The organism is Flavobacterium psychrophilum (assembly GCA_001708385.1).
Classification (GTDB): domain Bacteria; phylum Bacteroidota; class Bacteroidia; order Flavobacteriales; family Flavobacteriaceae; genus Flavobacterium; species Flavobacterium psychrophilum_A.
In genome coordinates, this window is record CP012388.1 from 1,579,054 (window position 1) to 1,598,799 (window position 19,746).

Consider the following 19,746-nt stretch of genomic DNA (forward strand, 5'->3'; position numbering starts at 1 on the left):
CTATTATGAAACATATAAAAATTATTACACTTTTTGCCATACTGCTTACTTTTAGCGGTTGCGGTGTAAGCTACAATTTTACAGGTGCAAAACCGGTAAATGCCAAAACATTCCAGGTAAATTACTTTCAGAATAATGCCGATGTTATTGAACCCGGTATTGACCTTACCTTTACAAGGGCATTGCAGGATCTTATTCAGAACCAGACTAACCTTAGCCTTACAAATTCGGGAGGAGAACTGGTATATGAAGGAGAGATTACACAGTACCGTATATCGCCAATGACAGCGACAGCCGATCAGCGTGCTGCACAAAACAGGCTGAGCATTACCGTAAATGTGAGGTTTACCAACAAAAACAAAGAAGAAGACGATTTTGAAAAGCCGTTTAGTTTTTACTATGATTTTAGCGGTAATGACCTTCCTACAGGCGGTGTATTAAGAGATGCCCTTGATGATATTTTTGAAAGGATAACACAGGATATATTTAACGAATCGCTGGCCAAATGGTAGAACAAGTATTCAGTCGGCAGTCAGCCACTGAACACTGAACACTTAAAAAACTGAACACAAAAGACTACACATACCTGCTTAACAAGCCTTATTCGCTAAACGAAAGGCAGACGGCCGAACTGGAGAAAATCCTTTCGGAATTTCCGTTCCTGCAAAGTGCGCGCGCCATTTACCTTAAAGGTCTTTACAATCAGGACAGTTTTAGGTACAATACCGAACTAAAGAAAACCGCAGCATATACCACAGACCGATCTGTTCTTTTTGACTTTATTACTTCAGAGCAGTTTCAGAGTGTCGATAAAGATGCGTTTATAGAAAATGAAAAAGCAGTACAGTCTATCGCTGTCAATGATAGTGAAGTACTGGAAGCTGAACCGGAGATAGTTGAAGTTCCGGCGCCTCAACCTGCAGAACAAGTTGCAGTCGTTGATAAACTTGAAGAATCGATAAAGCAATCGATAAAAGCCGTAGAAGAACCAAAACCATCAGAGCCTTCCTTTTCTACAGATACAGACACAAAACTGGAAGAATCTATAAAAAAGTCTATCGAAGCTGTCGGGGAAAATAAACAGGATGAGCCAGAATTACTGTCGGCTACCCAGGAAAAACCGCAGGTAAATTCAGTAGCGACTACCAAACCGGAAGAAGTTGCTGAAGAAACAGCACAAAAACTGGAAATTGGCAAACCTCTGGAGTTTAGCAAACAGGAAACGCACTCTTTTGCCGAATGGCTGAAATTATCTAAACTTACGCCGATAAATCGTGAGGAGGAAATGCCTGAAGTGCCCAAAAAAGAAGAAAAAACGCCCGAAATTAAAGAACCGATAAGCAAAAAAATGGAATTAATTGATAAATTTATCGAGACAAATCCTAAGATTGCTCCGGTTAAAAATTCGCCGCAAAGCCCCGTAAACATTGAGCGAAGCACACAAGACAACTCTATGCTTATGACCGAAACACTGGCACGTGTTTACCTTGAACAAAAAAAATACAGCAAAGCAATACAGGCATATCAAATTTTAATTTTGAAATATCCGGAAAAAAGTGTTTTCTTTGCAGACCGTATTTCAGATATAAAGATAATTCAACAAAATAACAATTTAAAGAACGATGCTTAACTTTTCAATTTTTCTGATACTTATAACGATAGTAAGCTTTTTGCTTGTAGTGGTAATTATGGTTCAAAACCCTAAAGGTGGAGGTCTATCTTCAAGCATTGGCGGATCCCAAATGATGGGCGGCGTTCAAAAAACAACTGATTTCCTTGACAAGAGTACATGGACACTTGCTACTATATTGGTTGCACTTATCCTTTTATCAAGCCTTAGCTTCTCTTCGTTAGGAGACAATGATTCATTTATTGATGAGTCTGCAGTACCTGCAGCGGCTCCCGCTACACCGGCAGCAACAACTCCTGCAAACGGTACGGCTGCTCCGGCAGCACAGCCAGCAACGACACCGGTAACTCCGGCTCCTGCGGCACAACCACAAAATTAATTTCTTCGTAAATAACGATATTAAAAATGCCAGCATCTTTAAGCTGGCATTTTTTTTTACATATCCTGCAAATTTGTCAGACAACAGATGACTGGCATAATTTCTGAAAAACTTAAAACATCAATTTTAATAACAAACAAAAAAATAATAGTAATATGGCTTTAAACATTAAACCTCTTTCAGACCGTGTACTTATTGAGCCGGTAGCTGCAGAAACACAGACTGCATCCGGAATATTTATTCCTGATACTGCTAAAGAAAAACCGCAAAAAGGTATTGTAGTAGCTGTTGGCAATGGCACAAAAGACCATGACATGACCGTTAAAGTAGGTGACACTGTTTTATATGGTAAATATGCTGGTACTGAATTAAAATTTGAAGGTAAAGATTACCTTATCATGAAGGAAGAAGAAATCTTCGCTATCATCTAATTTTACGTTTAATAATTTAAAAAACATACAACCAAATTCACAATGGCTAAAGAAATAAAATTTGATATTGAAGCACGTGACGGTTTAAAACGTGGTGTTGACGCATTAGCTAATGCAGTAAAAGTAACTCTAGGCCCTAAAGGCCGTAATGTAATCATCAGCAAATCTTTCGGTGGACCTACAGTAACTAAAGATGGTGTATCTGTAGCTAAAGAAATTGAACTTGCTGACACTCTTGAAAACATGGGTGCGCAAATGGTTAAAGAAGTTGCTTCTAAAACTAACGACCTTGCAGGTGATGGTACTACTACAGCTACTGTACTTGCTCAGGCTATCGTTAAAGAAGGCCTTAAGAACGTAGCAGCGGGTGCAAACCCAATGGATCTTAAGCGTGGTATAGACAAAGCTGTTGAAGCTATCGTAGCAGACCTTTCTAAACAAGCTAAAGTGGTAGGTTCAGACAGTGAAAAAATCAAACAGATCGCTTCTATCTCTGCTAACAACGACGAAACTATTGGCGAACTAATCGCTACTGCTTTTGGTAAAGTTGGTAAAGAAGGTGTAATTACTGTTGAAGAAGCTAAAGGAACTGACACTTACGTTGACGTTGTAGAAGGTATGCAGTTTGACAGAGGTTACCTTTCTGCTTACTTTGTAACGAATTCAGAAAAAATGGAGGCTGAACTTGACAGACCTTACATTTTATTATATGATAAAAAAGTGTCTTCAATGAAAGACCTTCTTCCGGTACTTGAGCCTGTTGCTCAGTCTGGAAAACCATTATTAATCATCGCTGAAGATGTAGATGGTGAAGCTCTTGCAACACTTGTTGTAAATAAACTTAGAGGTGCGCTTAAAATTGCTGCTGTTAAAGCTCCCGGCTTTGGTGACAGACGAAAAGCACTTCTTGAAGATATCGCGATACTAACGGGTGGTACCGTGATTGCTGAAGAAAGAGGTTATACTCTTGAAAATGCAACTCTAGACATGCTTGGTACTTGTGAGAAAGTTGTTATTGATAAAGACAATACGACTATCGTTAACGGTGCGGGTCAGCCTGAAGATATTAAAAACCGTGTTAACCAGATTAAAGCTCAGATGGAAACTACTACATCTGACTATGATAAAGAAAAACTTCAGGAGAGACTTGCTAAACTTGCAGGTGGTGTAGCTGTACTTTACGTTGGTGCTGCATCTGAAGTTGAAATGAAAGAGAAAAAAGACCGTGTTGACGATGCACTTCACGCTACAAGAGCAGCTGTTGAAGAAGGTATTGTTGCTGGTGGTGGTGTTGCTTTACTAAGAGCTAAAGCGGTATTATCATCAATAAATGCAGAGAACGCTGACGAAGCTACAGGTATCCAGATCGTTTCACGCGCTGTGGAATCTCCACTAAGAACTATCGTTGAAAACGCAGGCCTTGAAGGATCTGTAGTTGTTGCGAAAGTTGCTGAAGGTACAGGAGATTTTGGTTACAATGCTAAAACAGACGAGTATGTAGACATGCTTGCCGCAGGTATTATCGACCCTAAGAAAGTTACACGTGTAGCTCTTGAAAATGCTGCATCGGTAGCAGGTATGATACTTACTACAGAATGTGCACTTATAGACATTAAAGAAGATAACCCAGGTGGCGGTATGCCAATGGGCGGCGGTATGCCGGGAATGATGTAATTCATTTTAAATCAATCATATTAAAAGGAGCGTTTTTCAACGCTCCTTTTTTTATATATAACATTTAACATCTAAATATGGTTTTCCGTAAACAGATTATAACATAAAAATTATATTTTTATAACATATATTTTGAAAGAAAAATTGTACCAGCCAATGCCAACCATGAAAAAAAATTTAAATTATCAATACTAATAGTATGTAATCAACAGTTAATCTTTACTGTATCAAAAAGAGATTCAGACCAACCACCAATCTACCTTATGAAAAAAAATTATACAGCCATACAACTGGTAACCTTACTTCTATTCATTACCGCTGCCAGCGCCCAAAGCAAAAGCGATGCGATAATGAAATCTGTTACCGATTATTTCACTATGGAACGCGAGAACATTCACGTACAATTTGACAAAAATGTTTTTATGACGAATGAAAGCATTTGGTTTAAGGGATATGTATTTCACCGTAAAAAGAACATCCCTTTCTTTAACACCATTAATGTTTTTGGAAGCCTGATGGATGCAGATGGCAAAATTTTAGAAACACAACTCATTTATGGTAACATAGGAAGTTTTACTGGAACCTTTAATCTGGGTAATAAATTTAAATCCGGAAAGTACTATGTTCAGTTTTATACCAACTGGATGAATAACTTCATCGAAGACGAATCTGCTGTTTATGAAATTGCCATTGTGAATCCGGCTGAAGGCGCAGGAACAGCTTTGGCTAAGGCAGATCCTTCTAAAATAACTTTTGATTTGACTCCTGAAGGCGGCACAATGTTAAGCGGCACTGCCAATACTATTGGTGTGCACGTTGCCGATTGTAACAATAATCCTATTCCAATAACTACAATAGATATTGTAGATTCATCTGGTAAAGAAATTAAGAAAGTCCAGATAAACAAATTAGGGTATGGCAAGCTAGACCTTCCCGCCAACACTCCCCAGGGATACAAAGCTGTTTTATATTTAGGCGATAAAAAACACGAAAAAGCATTACCTGCAACAGCTTATAGTGGTATCTCTCTTGAGGTTAACAATTATGCCATAGCTGACAAGACAATAATTAAGGTAAAAACCAACAAATCTACATTAGATTCATTTGGCATCAACCCGTTATATATGCTTATCCATCAGGATGAAAAAGCCCTGGTTTTAGAACTTGACCTTAATAATGCGAAACTGGAGCAATCTTTAGTTATACCTAATACAGATTTTGCTCCCGGAATGAATACAATCAGGATATTAGACAACAATCTGTCACAACTGGGAGAAAGACTATTTTTTAACTATCCTAAAACGGGTTTAAATGCTGATATTACTAAAGCTGGCGAAACTACAGAGAGGCTACAGTACACCGGAAAAGTAAATTACCCCAATATGAACCTTAGCATATCTGTATTACCGGAAAACACGATAAGCTTTGACGACACAAACGATATTTATGGTTCCTTTTATCTGTTGCCTTACCTACAGAGCAGGCAGAAAGCATCGGGAAGACATTATTTTACTACACTTGCAAAAAATAAACTTTACGAACTGGATCTTTTCCTTTTAAGCCAAAAAAGCAAATATCAGTGGATAAATATTAAACAAAATCCACCGAAGAGCAGCTATTTATTTGATATGGGATTAACTCTGAAAGGTTCATTGCCAAAAAATATAGATGGTAAAAATGCAAGGGTAAGGCTATATTCACTTACATCGGGTATAGATGAAACCACAGTAGTTGATGACAATAAAGAGTTTACGTTTAAAAATCTTATCATCACAGATTCTTCTTATGTTAATTTCACGCTGCTCAAAAAGGGAGAAAAGCCAAAAGAGCTTACACTAGCCCCGCAGTTATTTAATGCTAGTACTAAGTATAACAAGCCCTATAAACCGGAACCTCATTTCTATGCCCCTCAAAATGTAAATGACGACTTTAAAAAACCAAATATTTACAACGAGACTATTGAATTGGATGAAGTTGAAATAAAAGGTACGGTTAATGCCCTTAAATATGCCAATAGTTTTGGAAATGGAGATTTACAAGGCTATAAAATAGATAGAGATAAAGCCAACAGCTACCAAAATTTGTTGCAATTTATTAAAACGTATGGTGGCTTTTATATTATAGATGATAACCAAACCAGTGAGTTAAAAATTTATGCCCGCACGAGAAACAGTATCAATGCAGCTCAAAGTGGGCCTATTATAATTCTTGACAACGTTCAGCTTAGAGATTATAGCATGCTAAATGTAATTTTGATGAACGAAGTTGATGAAATTTATATGAGTTCTACCAAAATGGTTCCATCGGTAAATAACTATATGGGTATGATTAAGATCTACCTAAAAAAAGGCGTTTCGGTAAACGGAAAAGGCAGCTCAACACCTAATATCGTTATCAAAAATGCCTTTGAAGTAGCTAAACGCTTTCAGAATGTCACCTACAATATAGTTGATGACAAAGGCTTTGAAAACTTCGGCGTTATAGACTGGGAACCTTCTATAATGACAAATGAGAACGGGGAATTTAAATTTTCGATACCAAAAATATCTTCGAAACCGCTCAAAGTACTTATTGAGGGCTTTAGCGCCGATGGTAAGTTAATATCAGAGATTAAGACTATCAATCCTAAATAACAACAAAACCCCAACGCTTAAACGTTGGGGTTTTTACATAATAACCAAATCTAAATCTAACTAAAAACGCTGATACTGTGCTACCACAGCATTAATCCAAATAAATACTAAAATTCTGGTTGCATCACGCAGTAACGCCCGGGTTAAGAAAATTATCTTAGAATTACTTCAAAGCTATCTTCATGTTTGCAGGATTTGGAGTTGTAGCAGGAACGTCAGGCGTTACCGGTGGCGCAATATAAAATGTAAATGATAAATTTTTTACGATTAAAAAAATGGAGTGCCGGCATACAAACAGGCAGGATGCGTCCGGCACTCCGGGCAATTAACACAATTTATTTTTCTTAATCATTTTACTGTTAGTAGTAATGCAACATTTACCGATAAGACTGTGATGCTGTATGACGTTCAAATATTATTTACCCGTCAAAATCTATTATTCGGTAAACAAAAGGATATAATCAACAATCCGGCGATGGAATTATTGAACTATGCAAGATGGAATTTCCAGTTACAATACAAATCATAAAGTGTATCGCTGTGCGATTGCTGATTTATATTAACCTTAGGAAACTGATATTTTTTATGGAAGCTGAAAACTATTTTAGAAGCAAAATCTCCGAAGATTGCAATATCTGCATCGTCAGGATCGAAACCTCTGTCAAGGCTATCGAAAAGGCCTGAATCTGAATCATCATCTGAAATTGCAGTAAGATGACATTTTGAACTAGCGTCCAGATGTACAATTTCTGTTCTATCTAAACTATGATGTGTCGCAGCCGCAACATTAGTAACTAAAGCCGTTTTAAGAAACAGCATGACTAGCCAAAAGGTATAAAGACCTTTATTTTTACCAATCATTTTTCTTATTACTTTCACCTACATTAGAAATTTTAATGTTACAAAGTTTGCGAATTTATTTTACAAAATGGCATTTACCAATCATAAAATTTATAAAAAATCCCGAAAATTTCTTTTCGGGATCTGTTCATGTTTTATAGTCGCTCATATTGGCAGCAGTGGTGAAGCTTTTCATAGTCAGCATCACTCGCTTTCATTTTGTCAGTGTCATGCCCTGCTTTTGCAACAGCAGCGTGTACATCATCAAGATTACATTTAGTTTCATCTATAATTAAATGCATATCGTGATGATCCTGGTGCCATTGTGCAGATTTAACCCCCTTAACGCTGTAAGCAGCTGTCTCAATTCTTTTTTTACAGATGCCACAGTTGCCGTTTACAGCAATTTCGTATTTCGCATTTTTGTTCTTTTTTACGTCTTTTTTGTCCTGTGCCTGCACCGATAAACCTACCAGCGTAACAAGCATGATCATAATTAGTTTTTTCATTTTGTATGTTATAATTAATTGATTTGTGTTTTATTTAATTTTAAATCGGATACCGGCATAATACATCTGCCCAAAAATTGGCGCATATATAATAGAACTATCAAAATACTGGCCAAACGGATCATCTGTACCTAAAATAGCTTTTTTCTGCTGATAATTACCTAGATTCTCTGCTCCTACGTAAGCCTCAAATACACTTGAAAATGTACGGGTTACCTGTGCATTCATTAACGAGAAAGACGGCGAATAATTGCCCATTTGCTCGTTAACAGGGTTACTACCTGTATACGGTAAACGCTGTTTGCCCATCCAGTTATAGGTAAAGTCAAATTTCCACTGCCTGCCGCCATCAACAATATGAGTCTCGTATGCCAGGTTTGTAAAGAACCTGTGCTTTGCCTGTAATGGTCTTTCTTGCATCCCTGTGCTGTACTGTGTTTTAATATCGTAGTATTTATAAGCTGTACGCACATTAAAATGGTGCGTAATTTCATAATTCAGCTCCAGTTGAAGGCTGTTAGCATATGACTTACCATCAAGGTTATAGAACAACGCTTGTTGTGGAGAAGCAAACAAGTCTACCACCGCCTGGTTTTGGAAGTCTGTCCTGTAGAAATCTACAACAAACTCTGTGTTTTTTCCAAACAGGGTAAAGCCCTGCACAAAGCTTACGCCATAGTTCCACGCAATTTCAGGATCAAGTCCGTACACTTTACCACCACCGTTAATAACATTAAGTGAACGTGAGCTTCCAAAAAGCGACTGGTTTTCAGCAAAAATGTTCGCTGCCCTTTTACCTCTTCCGGCAGAAGCTCTAAACGTACCTTTTTCCCACGGATTGTAACGCAGGTGCATCCTTGGTGTTACGAACGCACCCAGACGGTTATGCACGTCAAAACGTCCGCCAAGTACTATACTGAAATCGTTTGTATTATCGTATGTGTATTCAAAAAACGCGCCAATTGAGTTATCTATTCTGCTATAATCTATTGTATTAACGAATTCGCCATACTTATCATAGGTAAAGTTAATACCCGTGGCAAACTTATTAAGCGTGTTATTAATAATCGAATTGAATATTAAATTAGAGTAGAAGCTTTTCTGGTCGATATCGTACGTTTTGAAACCAAAATAAGAATCCTGTTTGTGCCAGTTGTATGATGTTTGAAGCCCTATACTCTGAAAAGGCATTTCGGGAAATACATACCCTACTTTAGCAGACACATCAAGCTTATCGGTATTGATCTCTGACCCCCAGTGATTGGTTGTGAATTTATCCTTATCCGGATCAAAATCCAATTCACCGGTTTGTTTCTCGTCACGCATGTAACGCAGGTTGATAAAACTTACCCATCCTTTCTCGGCATCTGTATACTGCCAGCGGTTCATTACATTAATTTGCTTAGCCAGTGGATTATCAAGGAATCCGTCATCGTTCATATCATTTTTACTAACCCTGGTATTACCATGAACAAAAAGGCTGCTGCTCCATTTATCCGAAATCTTTTTATTGAAATGAGTATTCAGCTCAAAACGGCTGTCGGTAGATCCGTAAGCATTTAAAAAGAAAGGAATATCATTTATAGGTTTTAAAAGCTCATAGTTTATCTGGCCCGAGATACTCTCATAGCCATTTACTACAGGCCCTGCCCCTTTTGTTATCTGTATGCTTTCTACCCAAGTTCCCGGCACGAATGACAAACCATACGCCTGAGAAGCTCCACGCACAGAAGGTATGTTTTCTTCAGCGATCATAAGGTACGGACTCGTAAGCCCCAACATCTTAATTTGCTTGCTGCCTGTTAAGGCATCAGAGAAATTTACATCAATTGAGGGATTGGTTTCAAAGCTTTCTGCAATATTACAGCAGGCTGCCTTAAGCAACTCTTTATGCCCCATTGTGCTGACGTTAGCAGCCGAAACCTGGCTTCTTTCGAGGCTTCTTCGGGTTTTATCTACCACGACCTCTTTAAGTTCGCTGCTTTCTGCAGGTTTCAGTTTGTGGTTTATAAACTGTGGTGATGCCACATCGAGTGTATCTGACGCGTAGCCAAGATAGCTTATTACCAGTTTTGTATATTCGGGAGAATACGGCAATGTAAATGTACCGTCTTCTATAGTTGAGGCAGATAGGCTGGTATTGAGCCAGTATACACTGGAACCGGGAAGCGGAAGGTTTTGCTCATCGAGCACTTTACCACTTATGGTTTCCTGCGCCTGTACGAATGATACGCACAGCAGCAGCATTAAAAATATTTTTTGCATAAAAAAAGTTATAACATTAATAATCATTTTCATTCCCATACGTGGGAAGGAATTAAGAATGTATAACTTAGGCGTAGAAGATGTATTGACAGTATAATTTGAAGAGCGGCGGCGCATGTGCCTCGCAATAAAATGAAGGTGTTTCTGAAACTGGCACAGGTGCCAATGCAGTAAATTGTGCAGGCTTCCAGTCTTCAACAGTGTAAAATGCACTCAGGTCTAACTGAAGTGATTTTACAATTATGTTATCCTGGCTGTCGTCCTGAAGTTTTACAAGGTCGTTCTTGCAGCATTTTTTATGGCTTTCGCTTGCTGCTGCACAACATCCTTTTACTTCGGGCTTGTGGGTATCGTTGCATAGCTCTTCAATCTTATAAGCCAAAGAAACCGACGATACTTCTCCATGACAATAATGCACATTAAGCGCGAACCCCATATTGGATGCCAATATCAGGAACGTTAAGAGTATGCTTATGTGCTTATTAAACTTCATATCGTGACAAAAATATAGATTTTATCTTAACCACTAGCGATTTACGATCGCCAAAAACACAAAATGTGGGAATTTTATAGTTTTAACCATATTAAAACATAAATGAAACCACTTTATAGTAATTTTGCAGAAAATATATTTACAATGACGTTTGAAGAATTACAACCGAAAGTTATCGACATATTAAATCACGATAATGTGTTAAGGGAAGACAAACTTTTACAGCTTTGCCATTTGCTTAGCGATAATATTGATTATTACGACTGGGTAGGCTTTTATTTTCGCAATGGCGAAAAAGAAGAGCTTGTATTAGGACCCTATGTTGGCGAGCCTACAGATCATACTGTTATTCCGTTTGGAAAAGGCATTTGCGGACAGGTAGCTGTTTCTAACCAAAACTTTGTAGTGCCAGATGTTACAGCACAGGACAATTATATTGCCTGCAGCCTTACAGTAAAATCTGAAATTGTTGTTCCGTTATTTGTTAACGGAGAAAACATTGGCCAGATAGATATCGACTCTGAAGTTATTGATGCTTTCTCTGAGCGTGATGAGCGTTTCCTTGAGTTTGTAAACCAGGAGGTAGCAAAACTTTTTTAAGAATTGCTAATACCTTAGATTTTGATATAGTAAGCCTGAAAATAATTTCAGGCTTTTTTTATTGGCTGATTTTCTGGATGAAAATTTCATTTAACTAAAACGGTTTAGTAAGTTTGCTATTGCTATCTAACAGCCATTTACAAATGAAGCAATTATTCTACTTACTGGCCTTTTACTTTTGTATAAATACAGCCGTTAATGCTCAGGATAAAACTCCTGTTGATTATGTAAACCCATACATTGGTAACATAAGCCACTTGCTGGTACCCACCTACCCTACTATACATTTACCCAACAGCATGCTACGGGTGTATCCCGAAAGGGAAAACTTTACAGGAAACGAAATTTACGGCCTGCCGGTTATAGTTACCAGCCACCGAGGATCGTCTGCGTTTAATCTTAGTCCGTTTCAGGGAAAAGAGCAGGATATGAAACCTGTAATAAGCTACGGATACGATAACGAAATTATCAAGCCCTACTATTACCAGGCCGACCTTGATGATTATGGTATTACTGTAAAATATGCGCCGTCGCAGCAATCGGCGCTGTATTATATCGACTTCTCTAAAAATGAAATTCCTTACCTGGTAGTAAATTCACGCAATGGGCAGATTCAGGCAAAAGGCAATATTATAAGCGGCTTTCAGAACCTTGATAACAACACAAGGGTTTATGTTTATATGGAAACCGATGCACAGCCTCTTACATCGGGAATTTTATCTAACGGAAATATAAATACCTCAAAAACATCTGCCGAAGGCAAAGACGCCGCCGCAGTGCTAAAATATGCATTAGGCACAAAACAAATAAAGGTTCGCTACGGCATTTCGTTTATCAGTGCAGATCAGGCGAAAGCAAATCTAAAAAGAGAAATTACCGATTACAACCTTGAAGCACTTACGCAAAAAGGCAGGGACATCTGGAATGCAACACTGGGTAAAATTAAAGTAGAGGGCACAAGCGATATCGATAAAACTGTTTTTTATACCTCGCTATACAGAACATACGAAAGGATGATATGTATATCTGAAGATGGCAGGTATTTTAGCGCGTTTGATGGCAAAGTGCATAGCGACAACGGAACGCCTTTTTATACTGATGACTGGATTTGGGATACGTTTCGTGCTACGCATCCGCTAAGGATAATCATTGAGCCAAAAAAAGAAAGCGATATGATTAATTCGTACATAAGGATGGCAGAACAAATGGATAATCATTGGATGCCTACTTTCCCTGAAGTTACAGGCGACAGCCGCCGCATGAATTCTAATCATGGTGTGGCTATTGTTGCCGATGCTTATGCCAAAGGACTCCGCAGTTTTAATCTTGAAAAAGCATATGACTATTGCAAAGCAGGCATAACCGAAAAAACACTTGCTCCCTGGTCGGGTAAAAAAGCAGGAACACTGGATGCTTTCTACAAAAAAGAAGGATATTTTCCTGCGCTGCCGGCAGGTGCACCAGATCCTGTTCCCGAAGTTCACTCATGGGAGAAACGCCAGCCTATAGCCGTTACACTTGGAACGGTGTATGATGAATGGTGCCTTGGTAAGATTGCGGGGTATCTGGGCAGGAAAAATGATGAGAAGTATTTTCTTGACCGAAGCCTTAATTACCACAAAGTATTTAATCCGGACACAAAATTCTTTCACCCAAAAGATGCAGAAGGCAAATTCATACAACCTTTTGATTACAGATACTCCAGTGGTATTGGTGCACGGGAAGCCTACGACGAAAACAACGGCTACGTATACCGCTGGGATGTGATACACAATGTTAGCGATCTGGTAAGTATGATTGGCGGTAAACAACAGTTTATAGATGGCCTTGAAGATATGTACAACACCCCATTAGGCAAAGGCCGCCCGGATTTTTACCATCAGTTTGGCGACCATACGGGAAATGTGGGTCAGTTTTCTATGGGTAACGAACCCAGTATGCATATTCCGTATTTATATAACTATGCCGGGCAGCCGTGGCGAACCCAAAAAAGAGTGCGTAGCCTAATGAAACAATGGTTTAGAAATGACCTGATGGGAATACCGGGCGATGAAGATGGCGGCGGACTTACATCATTTGTTGTGTTCTCCCATCTTGGCTTTTATCCGATAACACCAGGCTTACCGATGTACGTAATAGGCAGTCCGTTTTTTAGCAAAGCATCTATCACTTTAAGTAACGGCAAAACCTTCGAGGTTATATGTCATAATTATGTTCCTGAGAATAAATACATACAGTCGGCAACGTTAAACGGCACACCCTTAAACAAATCGTGGTTTAGCCATGATGACCTGATGAAAGGCGGTAAACTGGAGTTTGAGATGGGCAGTCATCCTAACAAAAACTGGGCTGCCGGGGAAAAGGCAATTCCGCCATCGTTTGAGATGCCTTAGAAGTCGCTAAGTGGCGCAGTTGCAGAATCATCTTTCTACTTGTTTGTTACTTTGGAACTTTGCCACTCTGAAACTTAGCGACTAACAAAGTTGCAGATAAAAAAATATTGTTTAACTTTGCACCCGTTAGGATAAACCTAACATACATAATAATCATTTAAATAATATTAGCATGTACTTAACTAAAGAAGTTAAAGCGGAAATTTTCGCAAAACACGGAAAAGCAGCAACTAACACCGGTTCTGCTGAAGGACAAATCGCGTTATTCACATTCAGAATTAACCACCTTACTGAGCACCTTAAAAAAAATCGTCACGATTATAATACAGAGCGCTCTCTAGTAATGCTGGTAGGTAAAAGAAGAAGTCTTCTTGATTACCTTAAGAAGAAAGAGATTAACAGATACCGTGAGATTATCAAAGAATTAAACATCAGAAAATAATCGAGATAAGAAGAGGTGCCCGCGCGCCTCTTTTTGTTTTTTAGAATATTGCAATAAAAAGTTTTGGTTTTTCATTGGGCACTAGACAACTACACAACAACAACACACTAAACAAACCCATTGTTTAATCAAAAGAATTAATTTATGATTCCTAACGTAACAAAAGAAATCATCGATCTGGGAGATGGACGAAGCATCTCGATCGAAACTGGAAAACTTGCGAAACAGGCCGACGGTTCTGTAGTAGTAAGAATGGGTGACGCAATGCTTCTTGCTACAGTAGTGTCTGCAAGAACTGCAAGCCCGGGTATTGACTTTTTACCCCTAACACTTGATTACCGCGAAAAATTTGCTGCCGCAGGACGTTTTCCCGGTGGATTTTTTAAGCGTGAAGCAAGGCCAAGTGATGGCGAAGTACTTACAATGCGTCTTGTAGACCGTGTATTACGTCCGTTATTCCCTAAAGATTACCACGCTGAAACGCAGGTAATGATACAGCTTATGTCTCATGACGATACTGTTATGCCGGATGCACTTGCCGGATTGGCAGCGTCTGCAGCATTAGCTGTTTCTGACATTCCTTTCGCTACACTTATCTCTGAAGTACGTGTTGCACGTATCAACGGTGAGTTTATCATCAACCCAAGCAAAGCTCAGCTTGACGAGTCTGACATCGATATGATGATCGGTGCGTCTATGGACTCTATTGCGATGGTTGAAGGTGAAATGAAAGAGATCTCTGAACTTGAAATGATCGAAGCAATTAAATTTGCTCACGAAGCTATTAAAGTACAGATCGCAGCACAGGAAAGACTTCAGGCTGCTGTAGGCAAAAAAGAAGTTAGAACATACGAGGAAGAAAGAAGTGATGACACTATTCTTGCTAAAGTAAAAGAGCTTTCTTACGACAAATATTTTGCAATTGCCCGTGAAGGTTCTGCAAAACATGAGCGTTCTGAAAAATTTGCTGCTGTTAAAGAAGAAGTTAAGGCATTATTTACTGAAGAGGAATTACTTGAAAACGGTGACCTTATCAGCAAATACCTTTCTAAAGTTAATAAAGAAGCGGTTCGTAACGTTATCCTTGATCTTGGCCTTCGCCTTGACGGAAGGAAAACTAACGAAATCCGCCCTATCTGGTGTGAAGTAGATTACCTACCTTCTACACACGGGTCTGCATTATTTACAAGGGGAGAAACTCAGGCGCTTGCTACTGTAACGCTTGGTACCTCACGTGAAGCTAACATCATCGACCGCCCTACAGAACAAGGCGAGGAAAGATTTTACCTTCACTACAATTTCCCTCCATTCTCTACAGGTGAGGCTAAGCCACTAAGAGGTACTTCACGTAGAGAAGTTGGTCACGGTAACCTTGCACAACGTGCTCTTAAGAACATGATACCTGCAGAGGTTCCTTATACTGTTCGTGTTGTATCTGAAGTATTAGAATCTAACGGTTCGTCTTCAATGGCTACTGTATGTGCTGGTACTCTTGCACTTATGGATGCCGGTATACAAATGACAAAACCAGTTTCAGGTATTGCTATGGGTCTTATCTCTGATGATGCTACTGGCCGTTGGGCTGTACTATCTGATATCCTTGGTGATGAAGATCACTTAGGTGATATGGACTTTAAAGTTACAGGTACTGCTGATGGTATTACTGCTTGTCAGATGGATATCAAAATCGAAGGCCTGAAATACGAAATCATGGAGAAAGCTCTTGAGCAGGCTCGTGATGGTCGTCTTCATATACTTGGTAAACTTATCGAAGTTATTGATACTCCGAGGACTGAAGTTAAACGTCATGCTCCGAAAATCATTAAAGTTACTATTCCGGGTGCATTCATCGGAGCTCTTATCGGGCCAGGTGGAAAAGTTATCCAGGAACTTCAGAAAGCTTCAGGCACAACTATCGTTATTAACGAGGTTGATGAGCAGGGAGAAGTTGAAATTCTTGGTACAAGCCCAGAAGGTATCGATATGGTACTTAAAAAGATCGACTCTATTATATTTAAACCACAAGTTGGAGAAACTTATAGCGTAAAAGTTATAAAACTTCTTGACTTTGGTGCAGTAGTAGAATACCTTGACGCTCCTGGTAATGAAGTATTACTTCACGTATCTGAGCTTGCATGGGAACGCACTGAAAACGTAACTGATGTTGTAAACATGGGTGATGTATTTGACGTGAAATACCTTGGTATAGATCCTAAAACAAGAAAAGAAAAAGTTTCAAGAAAAGCACTTCTACCTCGTCCTCCAAGAGATGAGAATGCTCCTCAGCGTGAAGACCGTGGCCCAAGAGAAGATCGTGGCCCGCGTGACTTTAACAGAGGTGGCGGAAGAGATAATAACCGTGGAAACTCAAGAGATGACAGAAATTCACGCGATCGTGCCCCTAGGGAAGAGCGCAGGAATGATGAAGCTCCTAAAGATGAAAATAAAGGTGATGAGCCTAAAGAATCTTAATTACTGATAAGGTTAATTCATAAAAAACCTGCTGCTGAAAAGTGGCAGGTTTTTTACTTTTAGCCTATACACCAATGCTATAAATTATATATTTTTGACACAAAATAAAGCTATGATTTTTAGAGAAGCTATAACACAAGACATACCCCAAATGCAAGTTATAAGGCACCTGGTAAAAGAAAATGTGCTTTCTGACCCTGCTTTAGTATCTGATGCCGACGTAGAGGATTACATAAGCCAACGAGGAAAAGGATGGGTATGCGAAATTGAAAGTAAAATTGTAGGCTTTGCTATTGCCGACCTTGTAGATAATAATATATGGGCACTCTTTATTGACCCTGAATTTGAAGCCAGAGGTATTGGAAAGACATTGCACAAAATTATGTTAGACTGGTTTTTCGGGCAAACGCAAAACACGTTATGGCTAAGCACCGGATTTAACACAAGGGCTGATGAATTTTACCGCAGGCAAGGCTGGAAAGAAGCCGGGCTGTATGGTACTAAAGAAACTAAGTTTGAAATGACTTTTGAAGACTGGAAGAATTTCTCTCAAAAATAATTTTACTTTCCTCATTGAAAAGAAATTAAAAAGGAGCATTATTATGTGCTCCTTTTCTTTACTGCCTGTAGTTTATTCCAAAACTTAAACTATGTGCTCCAAAGTCTGACTGTACATGCTTGCTAAATTGTCCGTACGGCGTGTAGTTGTAACTCAGCTGAAAGCCTATGTTATCAATATTAAACCGCACACCCTGTCCCAAATGAAAAGTACTAAATGCTTTAAGGCTGCTGTTTTCCTGTGACGTGTTTGGCGCATAATTATCGCGGTAGCTAAACCATGCATAACCAAACGAAGATATCCAGTCGATGCTCTTTTTATAGCGTATACTTTCTAATGCATACACTTTATTTAGCCTGACGCCTGCCATACCTGACACTCCGGTTGGCTTAACCTGATACACTGCACCTCTGTCTTCATAGTCAAAATACTTTGCTGCAGATGGAACATATATCGAACCGCCAACATCTACCAAATCGCCATTTCGAAGCCGCGACCTAAACCACATTCCTACTTCTGGTGAAATACTTATCTTGTCACCTAGCTTATCTAATGGCACTCTCATTCCTGCCTCAATAAGTACCCGTTCATAATATCGTATCTCATCTACATTTTTAAATTGTATCTCATTATTTTCCTGTGCATGAGCGACGAAGCAGCATAACAGTGCTAAAATTTTAAGTGTTTTCATAAGTTATTGAATTTACCAGTTAATAAATGGGAGTGAACGTTTGTTATTTATGTTCCATAATCCTAGTTGTAGGCCTCTTGATCTTCTTGTTTTATTAAATATCCCAATCTGCATCCCCGCCATATCATCAGATTTATTATAAATTCCCAACTGAAGCCCTTTAAATACATCTGCACTGTTAACCGGTGCAATCAATAGCCCTACCGCTCTGTCTGTAGAATTTGTAATGCCTGATATGTGCAACCCGTTAAGATTTTTAGACATATTGTAAAGCGCAGTTACGGTAAGGCCGTTAGACGAGTAGGTAACACTGCAAGCCGAAATCCCGACCCCATTATGGGCGACATTTCCTAAAAAACCGAATGTTGATATATGAAGTCCGTTTTGCCTTAATGTAATAGTATCATTCTTTAATTTCTCAGGATCTAGAAAACCTATTGCCAGCACGATTATCGGATTGACTTCAAGATTAAACCCGTTAATCGTTGCCTGTTTGTCCTGATCTAACGCCTGCCCTAGACCGAAAGCCATTCCGTTTACCTTATTCACCTTTTTTGATAAAGGCGTAAGGCTAAAAATTTGCGAATGCAGACTATCCGTTTGTTGCTGCGAAAAACTTAACCCGGTTGTAAGCAGTATTACAATTAAAAGTGCTTTTTTCATATCTGTAAGGTTTTAAATTCAAATCAAAGCTATTGCGAAAACAACAATTTAATTTGCGGTTATGAATTAATATAAACCATACATTTGTGAAAATCGCAAATATGAATAATCAGGATATTTTGCTGAAAGCCATCAGAAAGCATCTTGCAGTATCGGCTTCAATAATTGAAGAAATAGCTGCTGTGCTAAGTATAAGCTATGATGCAGCGCACAGGCGTGTTTCACAGAAAAGTAAATTTTCTATTGATGAAACTATCGCGCTTTGCAGACATTATTCGCTATCAATGGATTTGCTTTTTACTGACAGCACCAAAGTAATTGTAGAGAAAACTTCCGAGATCCATTCCCTCGCAGATATGGAGGCTTACTTTCGCCATTCGGCAGAGAACATCAGCAGTTTCTTAAATTATCCGGGAGCTAAGATGTACTATTCTGCCAAAGACATTCCGCTATTCTATACCATTGGCGGTACACTACTATCTAAATTCAAGCTGTATGTATGGCTCAACTTACTTGCAGGCACTCAAAATCAGGATACATTCGAGAATTTTACTGTAGATCAATCACTACTTGAACACAGTCAGAAACTGAAAAACGTTTACCAGAATGTAGAGGTTAACGAAATATGGAATGATACCACTATAAACAGCAGCCTGCAACAGATATATTACTTTTTCCAGTCGGGTTTACTATCACTTGCAAATGCCCGTTTGTTATGTGCCGATCTAAAAACCATTCTGAAATCGGTAGAAGACAGGTGTTGTAACGAAGGCTCCCGTTTTAACCTGTATTATAATGAATTATTGATACTCAATAATAACGTATTGCTATCGGCTCCGGAAAAACAATCCCTGTTTGTGCCTTACACCATGCTGGGGTATTTTATAACCGGAGATGCCGCTACCTGCAACAATACGCTCGACTTTTTTAAGCGTCAGATAAAAAGTTCCAAATCGCTTAACCAGTCGGGTACACGCGACAGAAAGTTATTTTTTAACCGCGCTTTGCAAAAAATAGATTTTTACCTTCAGAAAATAGAAAACGAAATAGACCTTGGGTTTTAAAATTAATT

18 protein-coding genes are annotated in these 19,746 nt (G+C 38.9%); 12 read left to right on the forward strand and 6 right to left on the reverse strand.

Annotation, left to right across the window (positions count from 1 at the left end; translation table 11 throughout):
• The first annotated feature begins 5 nt into the window (after positions 1–5).
• From ALW18_06920 to ALW18_06945, 6 genes are all read left to right on the forward strand, one after another.
• Positions 6–512, forward strand: coding sequence for a hypothetical protein (locus ALW18_06920; protein AOE54339.1), 507 nt, complete (start codon positions 6–8; stop codon positions 510–512).
• Positions 513–562: 50 nt separating this feature from the next.
• Positions 563–1,630, forward strand: coding sequence for a hypothetical protein (locus ALW18_06925; GenBank protein ID AOE52266.1), 1,068 nt, complete (start codon positions 563–565; stop codon positions 1,628–1,630).
• The gene (locus tag ALW18_06930) at positions 1,623–2,009 is read left to right on the forward strand and encodes a preprotein translocase subunit SecG (protein AOE52267.1); all 387 of its coding nucleotides are present in this window, start codon (positions 1,623–1,625) and stop codon (positions 2,007–2,009) included. Before ALW18_06925 ends, ALW18_06930 begins: the two co-directional genes overlap by 8 nt.
• A 155-nt stretch (positions 2,010–2,164) precedes the next feature.
• Positions 2,165–2,440, forward strand: a complete 276-nt coding sequence (locus ALW18_06935; GenBank protein ID AOE52268.1) for a molecular chaperone GroES — start codon at positions 2,165–2,167, stop codon at positions 2,438–2,440.
• A gap of 42 nt (positions 2,441–2,482) precedes the next feature.
• Positions 2,483–4,114 (forward strand): molecular chaperone GroEL, encoded by a 1,632-nt coding sequence (groEL, locus tag ALW18_06940; GenBank protein ID AOE52269.1) that lies wholly within the window; start codon positions 2,483–2,485, stop codon positions 4,112–4,114.
• A 263-nt stretch (positions 4,115–4,377) separates the two neighbouring features.
• Positions 4,378–6,747, forward strand: a complete 2,370-nt coding sequence (locus ALW18_06945) for a hypothetical protein (GenBank protein AOE52270.1) — start codon at positions 4,378–4,380, stop codon at positions 6,745–6,747.
• Positions 6,748–7,236: 489 nt separating this feature from the next.
• On the opposite strand, the gene ALW18_06950 is transcribed toward ALW18_06945, so the two are convergent.
• The 4 genes from ALW18_06950 to ALW18_06965 all read right to left on the reverse strand — a co-directional run bounded on the left by ALW18_06950 (position 7,237) and on the right by ALW18_06965 (position 10,854).
• A complete protein-coding gene (locus ALW18_06950; protein AOE52271.1) occupies positions 7,237–7,626 on the reverse strand; it encodes a hypothetical protein in 390 nt (129 codons plus the stop codon).
• A 116-nt stretch (positions 7,627–7,742) separates the two neighbouring features.
• Entirely contained in the window at positions 7,743–8,096 is a 354-nt protein-coding gene (locus ALW18_06955; protein AOE52272.1) for a metal transporter, read from the reverse strand.
• A gap of 30 nt (positions 8,097–8,126) precedes the next feature.
• The gene (locus ALW18_06960) at positions 8,127–10,124 is read right to left on the reverse strand and encodes a TonB-dependent receptor (GenBank protein ID AOE54340.1); all 1,998 of its coding nucleotides are present in this window, start codon (positions 10,122–10,124) and stop codon (positions 8,127–8,129) included.
• A gap of 304 nt (positions 10,125–10,428) precedes the next feature.
• Positions 10,429–10,854 (reverse strand): hypothetical protein, encoded by a 426-nt coding sequence (locus ALW18_06965; GenBank protein AOE52273.1) that lies wholly within the window; start codon positions 10,852–10,854, stop codon positions 10,429–10,431.
• A gap of 144 nt (positions 10,855–10,998) precedes the next feature.
• On the opposite strand from ALW18_06965, the gene ALW18_06970 reads away from it, so the two are divergent.
• The 5 genes from ALW18_06970 to ALW18_06990 all read left to right on the forward strand — a co-directional run bounded on the left by ALW18_06970 (position 10,999) and on the right by ALW18_06990 (position 17,320).
• Positions 10,999–11,454, forward strand: coding sequence for a histidine kinase (locus ALW18_06970; GenBank protein AOE54341.1), 456 nt, complete (start codon positions 10,999–11,001; stop codon positions 11,452–11,454).
• Positions 11,455–11,597: 143 nt separating this feature from the next.
• Entirely contained in the window at positions 11,598–13,847 is a 2,250-nt protein-coding gene (locus ALW18_06975) for an alpha-mannosidase (GenBank protein AOE52274.1), read from the forward strand.
• Positions 13,848–14,019: 172 nt separating this feature from the next.
• Positions 14,020–14,289: a 30S ribosomal protein S15 gene (locus tag ALW18_06980; GenBank protein ID AOE52275.1), complete on the forward strand. Its 270-nt coding sequence runs from the start codon at positions 14,020–14,022 to the stop codon at positions 14,287–14,289.
• Positions 14,290–14,433: 144 nt separating this feature from the next.
• Entirely contained in the window at positions 14,434–16,761 is a 2,328-nt protein-coding gene (locus ALW18_06985; GenBank protein AOE52276.1) for a polynucleotide phosphorylase, read from the forward strand.
• A 112-nt stretch (positions 16,762–16,873) separates the two neighbouring features.
• Positions 16,874–17,320, forward strand: a complete 447-nt coding sequence (locus ALW18_06990; protein AOE52277.1) for a GCN5 family acetyltransferase — start codon at positions 16,874–16,876, stop codon at positions 17,318–17,320.
• A 58-nt stretch (positions 17,321–17,378) separates the two neighbouring features.
• Here the strand turns inward: ALW18_06990 and ALW18_06995 are convergent, their stop codons facing one another.
• Positions 17,379–18,011: a hypothetical protein gene (locus tag ALW18_06995; GenBank protein AOE52278.1), complete on the reverse strand. Its 633-nt coding sequence runs from the start codon at positions 18,009–18,011 to the stop codon at positions 17,379–17,381.
• A 12-nt stretch (positions 18,012–18,023) separates the two neighbouring features.
• Complete coding sequence (locus ALW18_07000; protein AOE52279.1) at positions 18,024–18,674, reverse strand: hypothetical protein; 651 nt, start codon at positions 18,672–18,674, stop codon at positions 18,024–18,026.
• A gap of 101 nt (positions 18,675–18,775) precedes the next feature.
• Here ALW18_07000 and ALW18_07005 point away from each other — a divergent pair, with 101 nt between their 5' ends.
• Positions 18,776–19,738 carry a hypothetical protein gene (locus ALW18_07005; protein ID AOE52280.1) on the forward strand — a complete coding sequence of 321 codons (963 nt, stop codon included), beginning with the start codon at positions 18,776–18,778 and terminating at the stop codon, positions 19,736–19,738.
• Positions 19,739–19,746 lie beyond the last annotated feature (8 nt).

What these genes read in the sequence shown, in the direction of transcription:
- ALW18_06920 (AOE54339.1), top strand. Translation starts at nt 6, where the DNA reads ATGAAACATATAAAAATTATTACACTTTTTGCCATACTGCTTACTTTT.
- ALW18_06930 (AOE52267.1), top strand. Translation starts at nt 1,623, where the DNA reads ATGCTTAACTTTTCAATTTTTCTGATACTTATAACGATAGTAAGCTTT.
- ALW18_06935 (AOE52268.1), top strand. Translation starts at nt 2,165, where the DNA reads ATGGCTTTAAACATTAAACCTCTTTCAGACCGTGTACTTATTGAGCCG.
- groEL (AOE52269.1), top strand. Translation starts at nt 2,483, where the DNA reads ATGGCTAAAGAAATAAAATTTGATATTGAAGCACGTGACGGTTTAAAA.
- ALW18_06945 (AOE52270.1), top strand. Translation starts at nt 4,378, where the DNA reads ATGAAAAAAAATTATACAGCCATACAACTGGTAACCTTACTTCTATTC.
- ALW18_06955 (AOE52272.1), bottom strand. Translation starts at nt 8,096, where the DNA reads ATGAAAAAACTAATTATGATCATGCTTGTTACGCTGGTAGGTTTATCG.
- ALW18_06965 (AOE52273.1), bottom strand. Translation starts at nt 10,854, where the DNA reads ATGAAGTTTAATAAGCACATAAGCATACTCTTAACGTTCCTGATATTG.
- ALW18_06970 (AOE54341.1), top strand. Translation starts at nt 10,999, where the DNA reads ATGACGTTTGAAGAATTACAACCGAAAGTTATCGACATATTAAATCAC.
- ALW18_06975 (AOE52274.1), top strand. Translation starts at nt 11,598, where the DNA reads ATGAAGCAATTATTCTACTTACTGGCCTTTTACTTTTGTATAAATACA.
- ALW18_06980 (AOE52275.1), top strand. Translation starts at nt 14,020, where the DNA reads ATGTACTTAACTAAAGAAGTTAAAGCGGAAATTTTCGCAAAACACGGA.
- ALW18_06985 (AOE52276.1), top strand. Translation starts at nt 14,434, where the DNA reads ATGATTCCTAACGTAACAAAAGAAATCATCGATCTGGGAGATGGACGA.
- ALW18_06990 (AOE52277.1), top strand. Translation starts at nt 16,874, where the DNA reads ATGATTTTTAGAGAAGCTATAACACAAGACATACCCCAAATGCAAGTT.
- ALW18_06995 (AOE52278.1), bottom strand. Translation starts at nt 18,011, where the DNA reads ATGAAAACACTTAAAATTTTAGCACTGTTATGCTGCTTCGTCGCTCAT.
- ALW18_07000 (AOE52279.1), bottom strand. Translation starts at nt 18,674, where the DNA reads ATGAAAAAAGCACTTTTAATTGTAATACTGCTTACAACCGGGTTAAGT.
- ALW18_07005 (AOE52280.1), top strand. Translation starts at nt 18,776, where the DNA reads ATGAATAATCAGGATATTTTGCTGAAAGCCATCAGAAAGCATCTTGCA.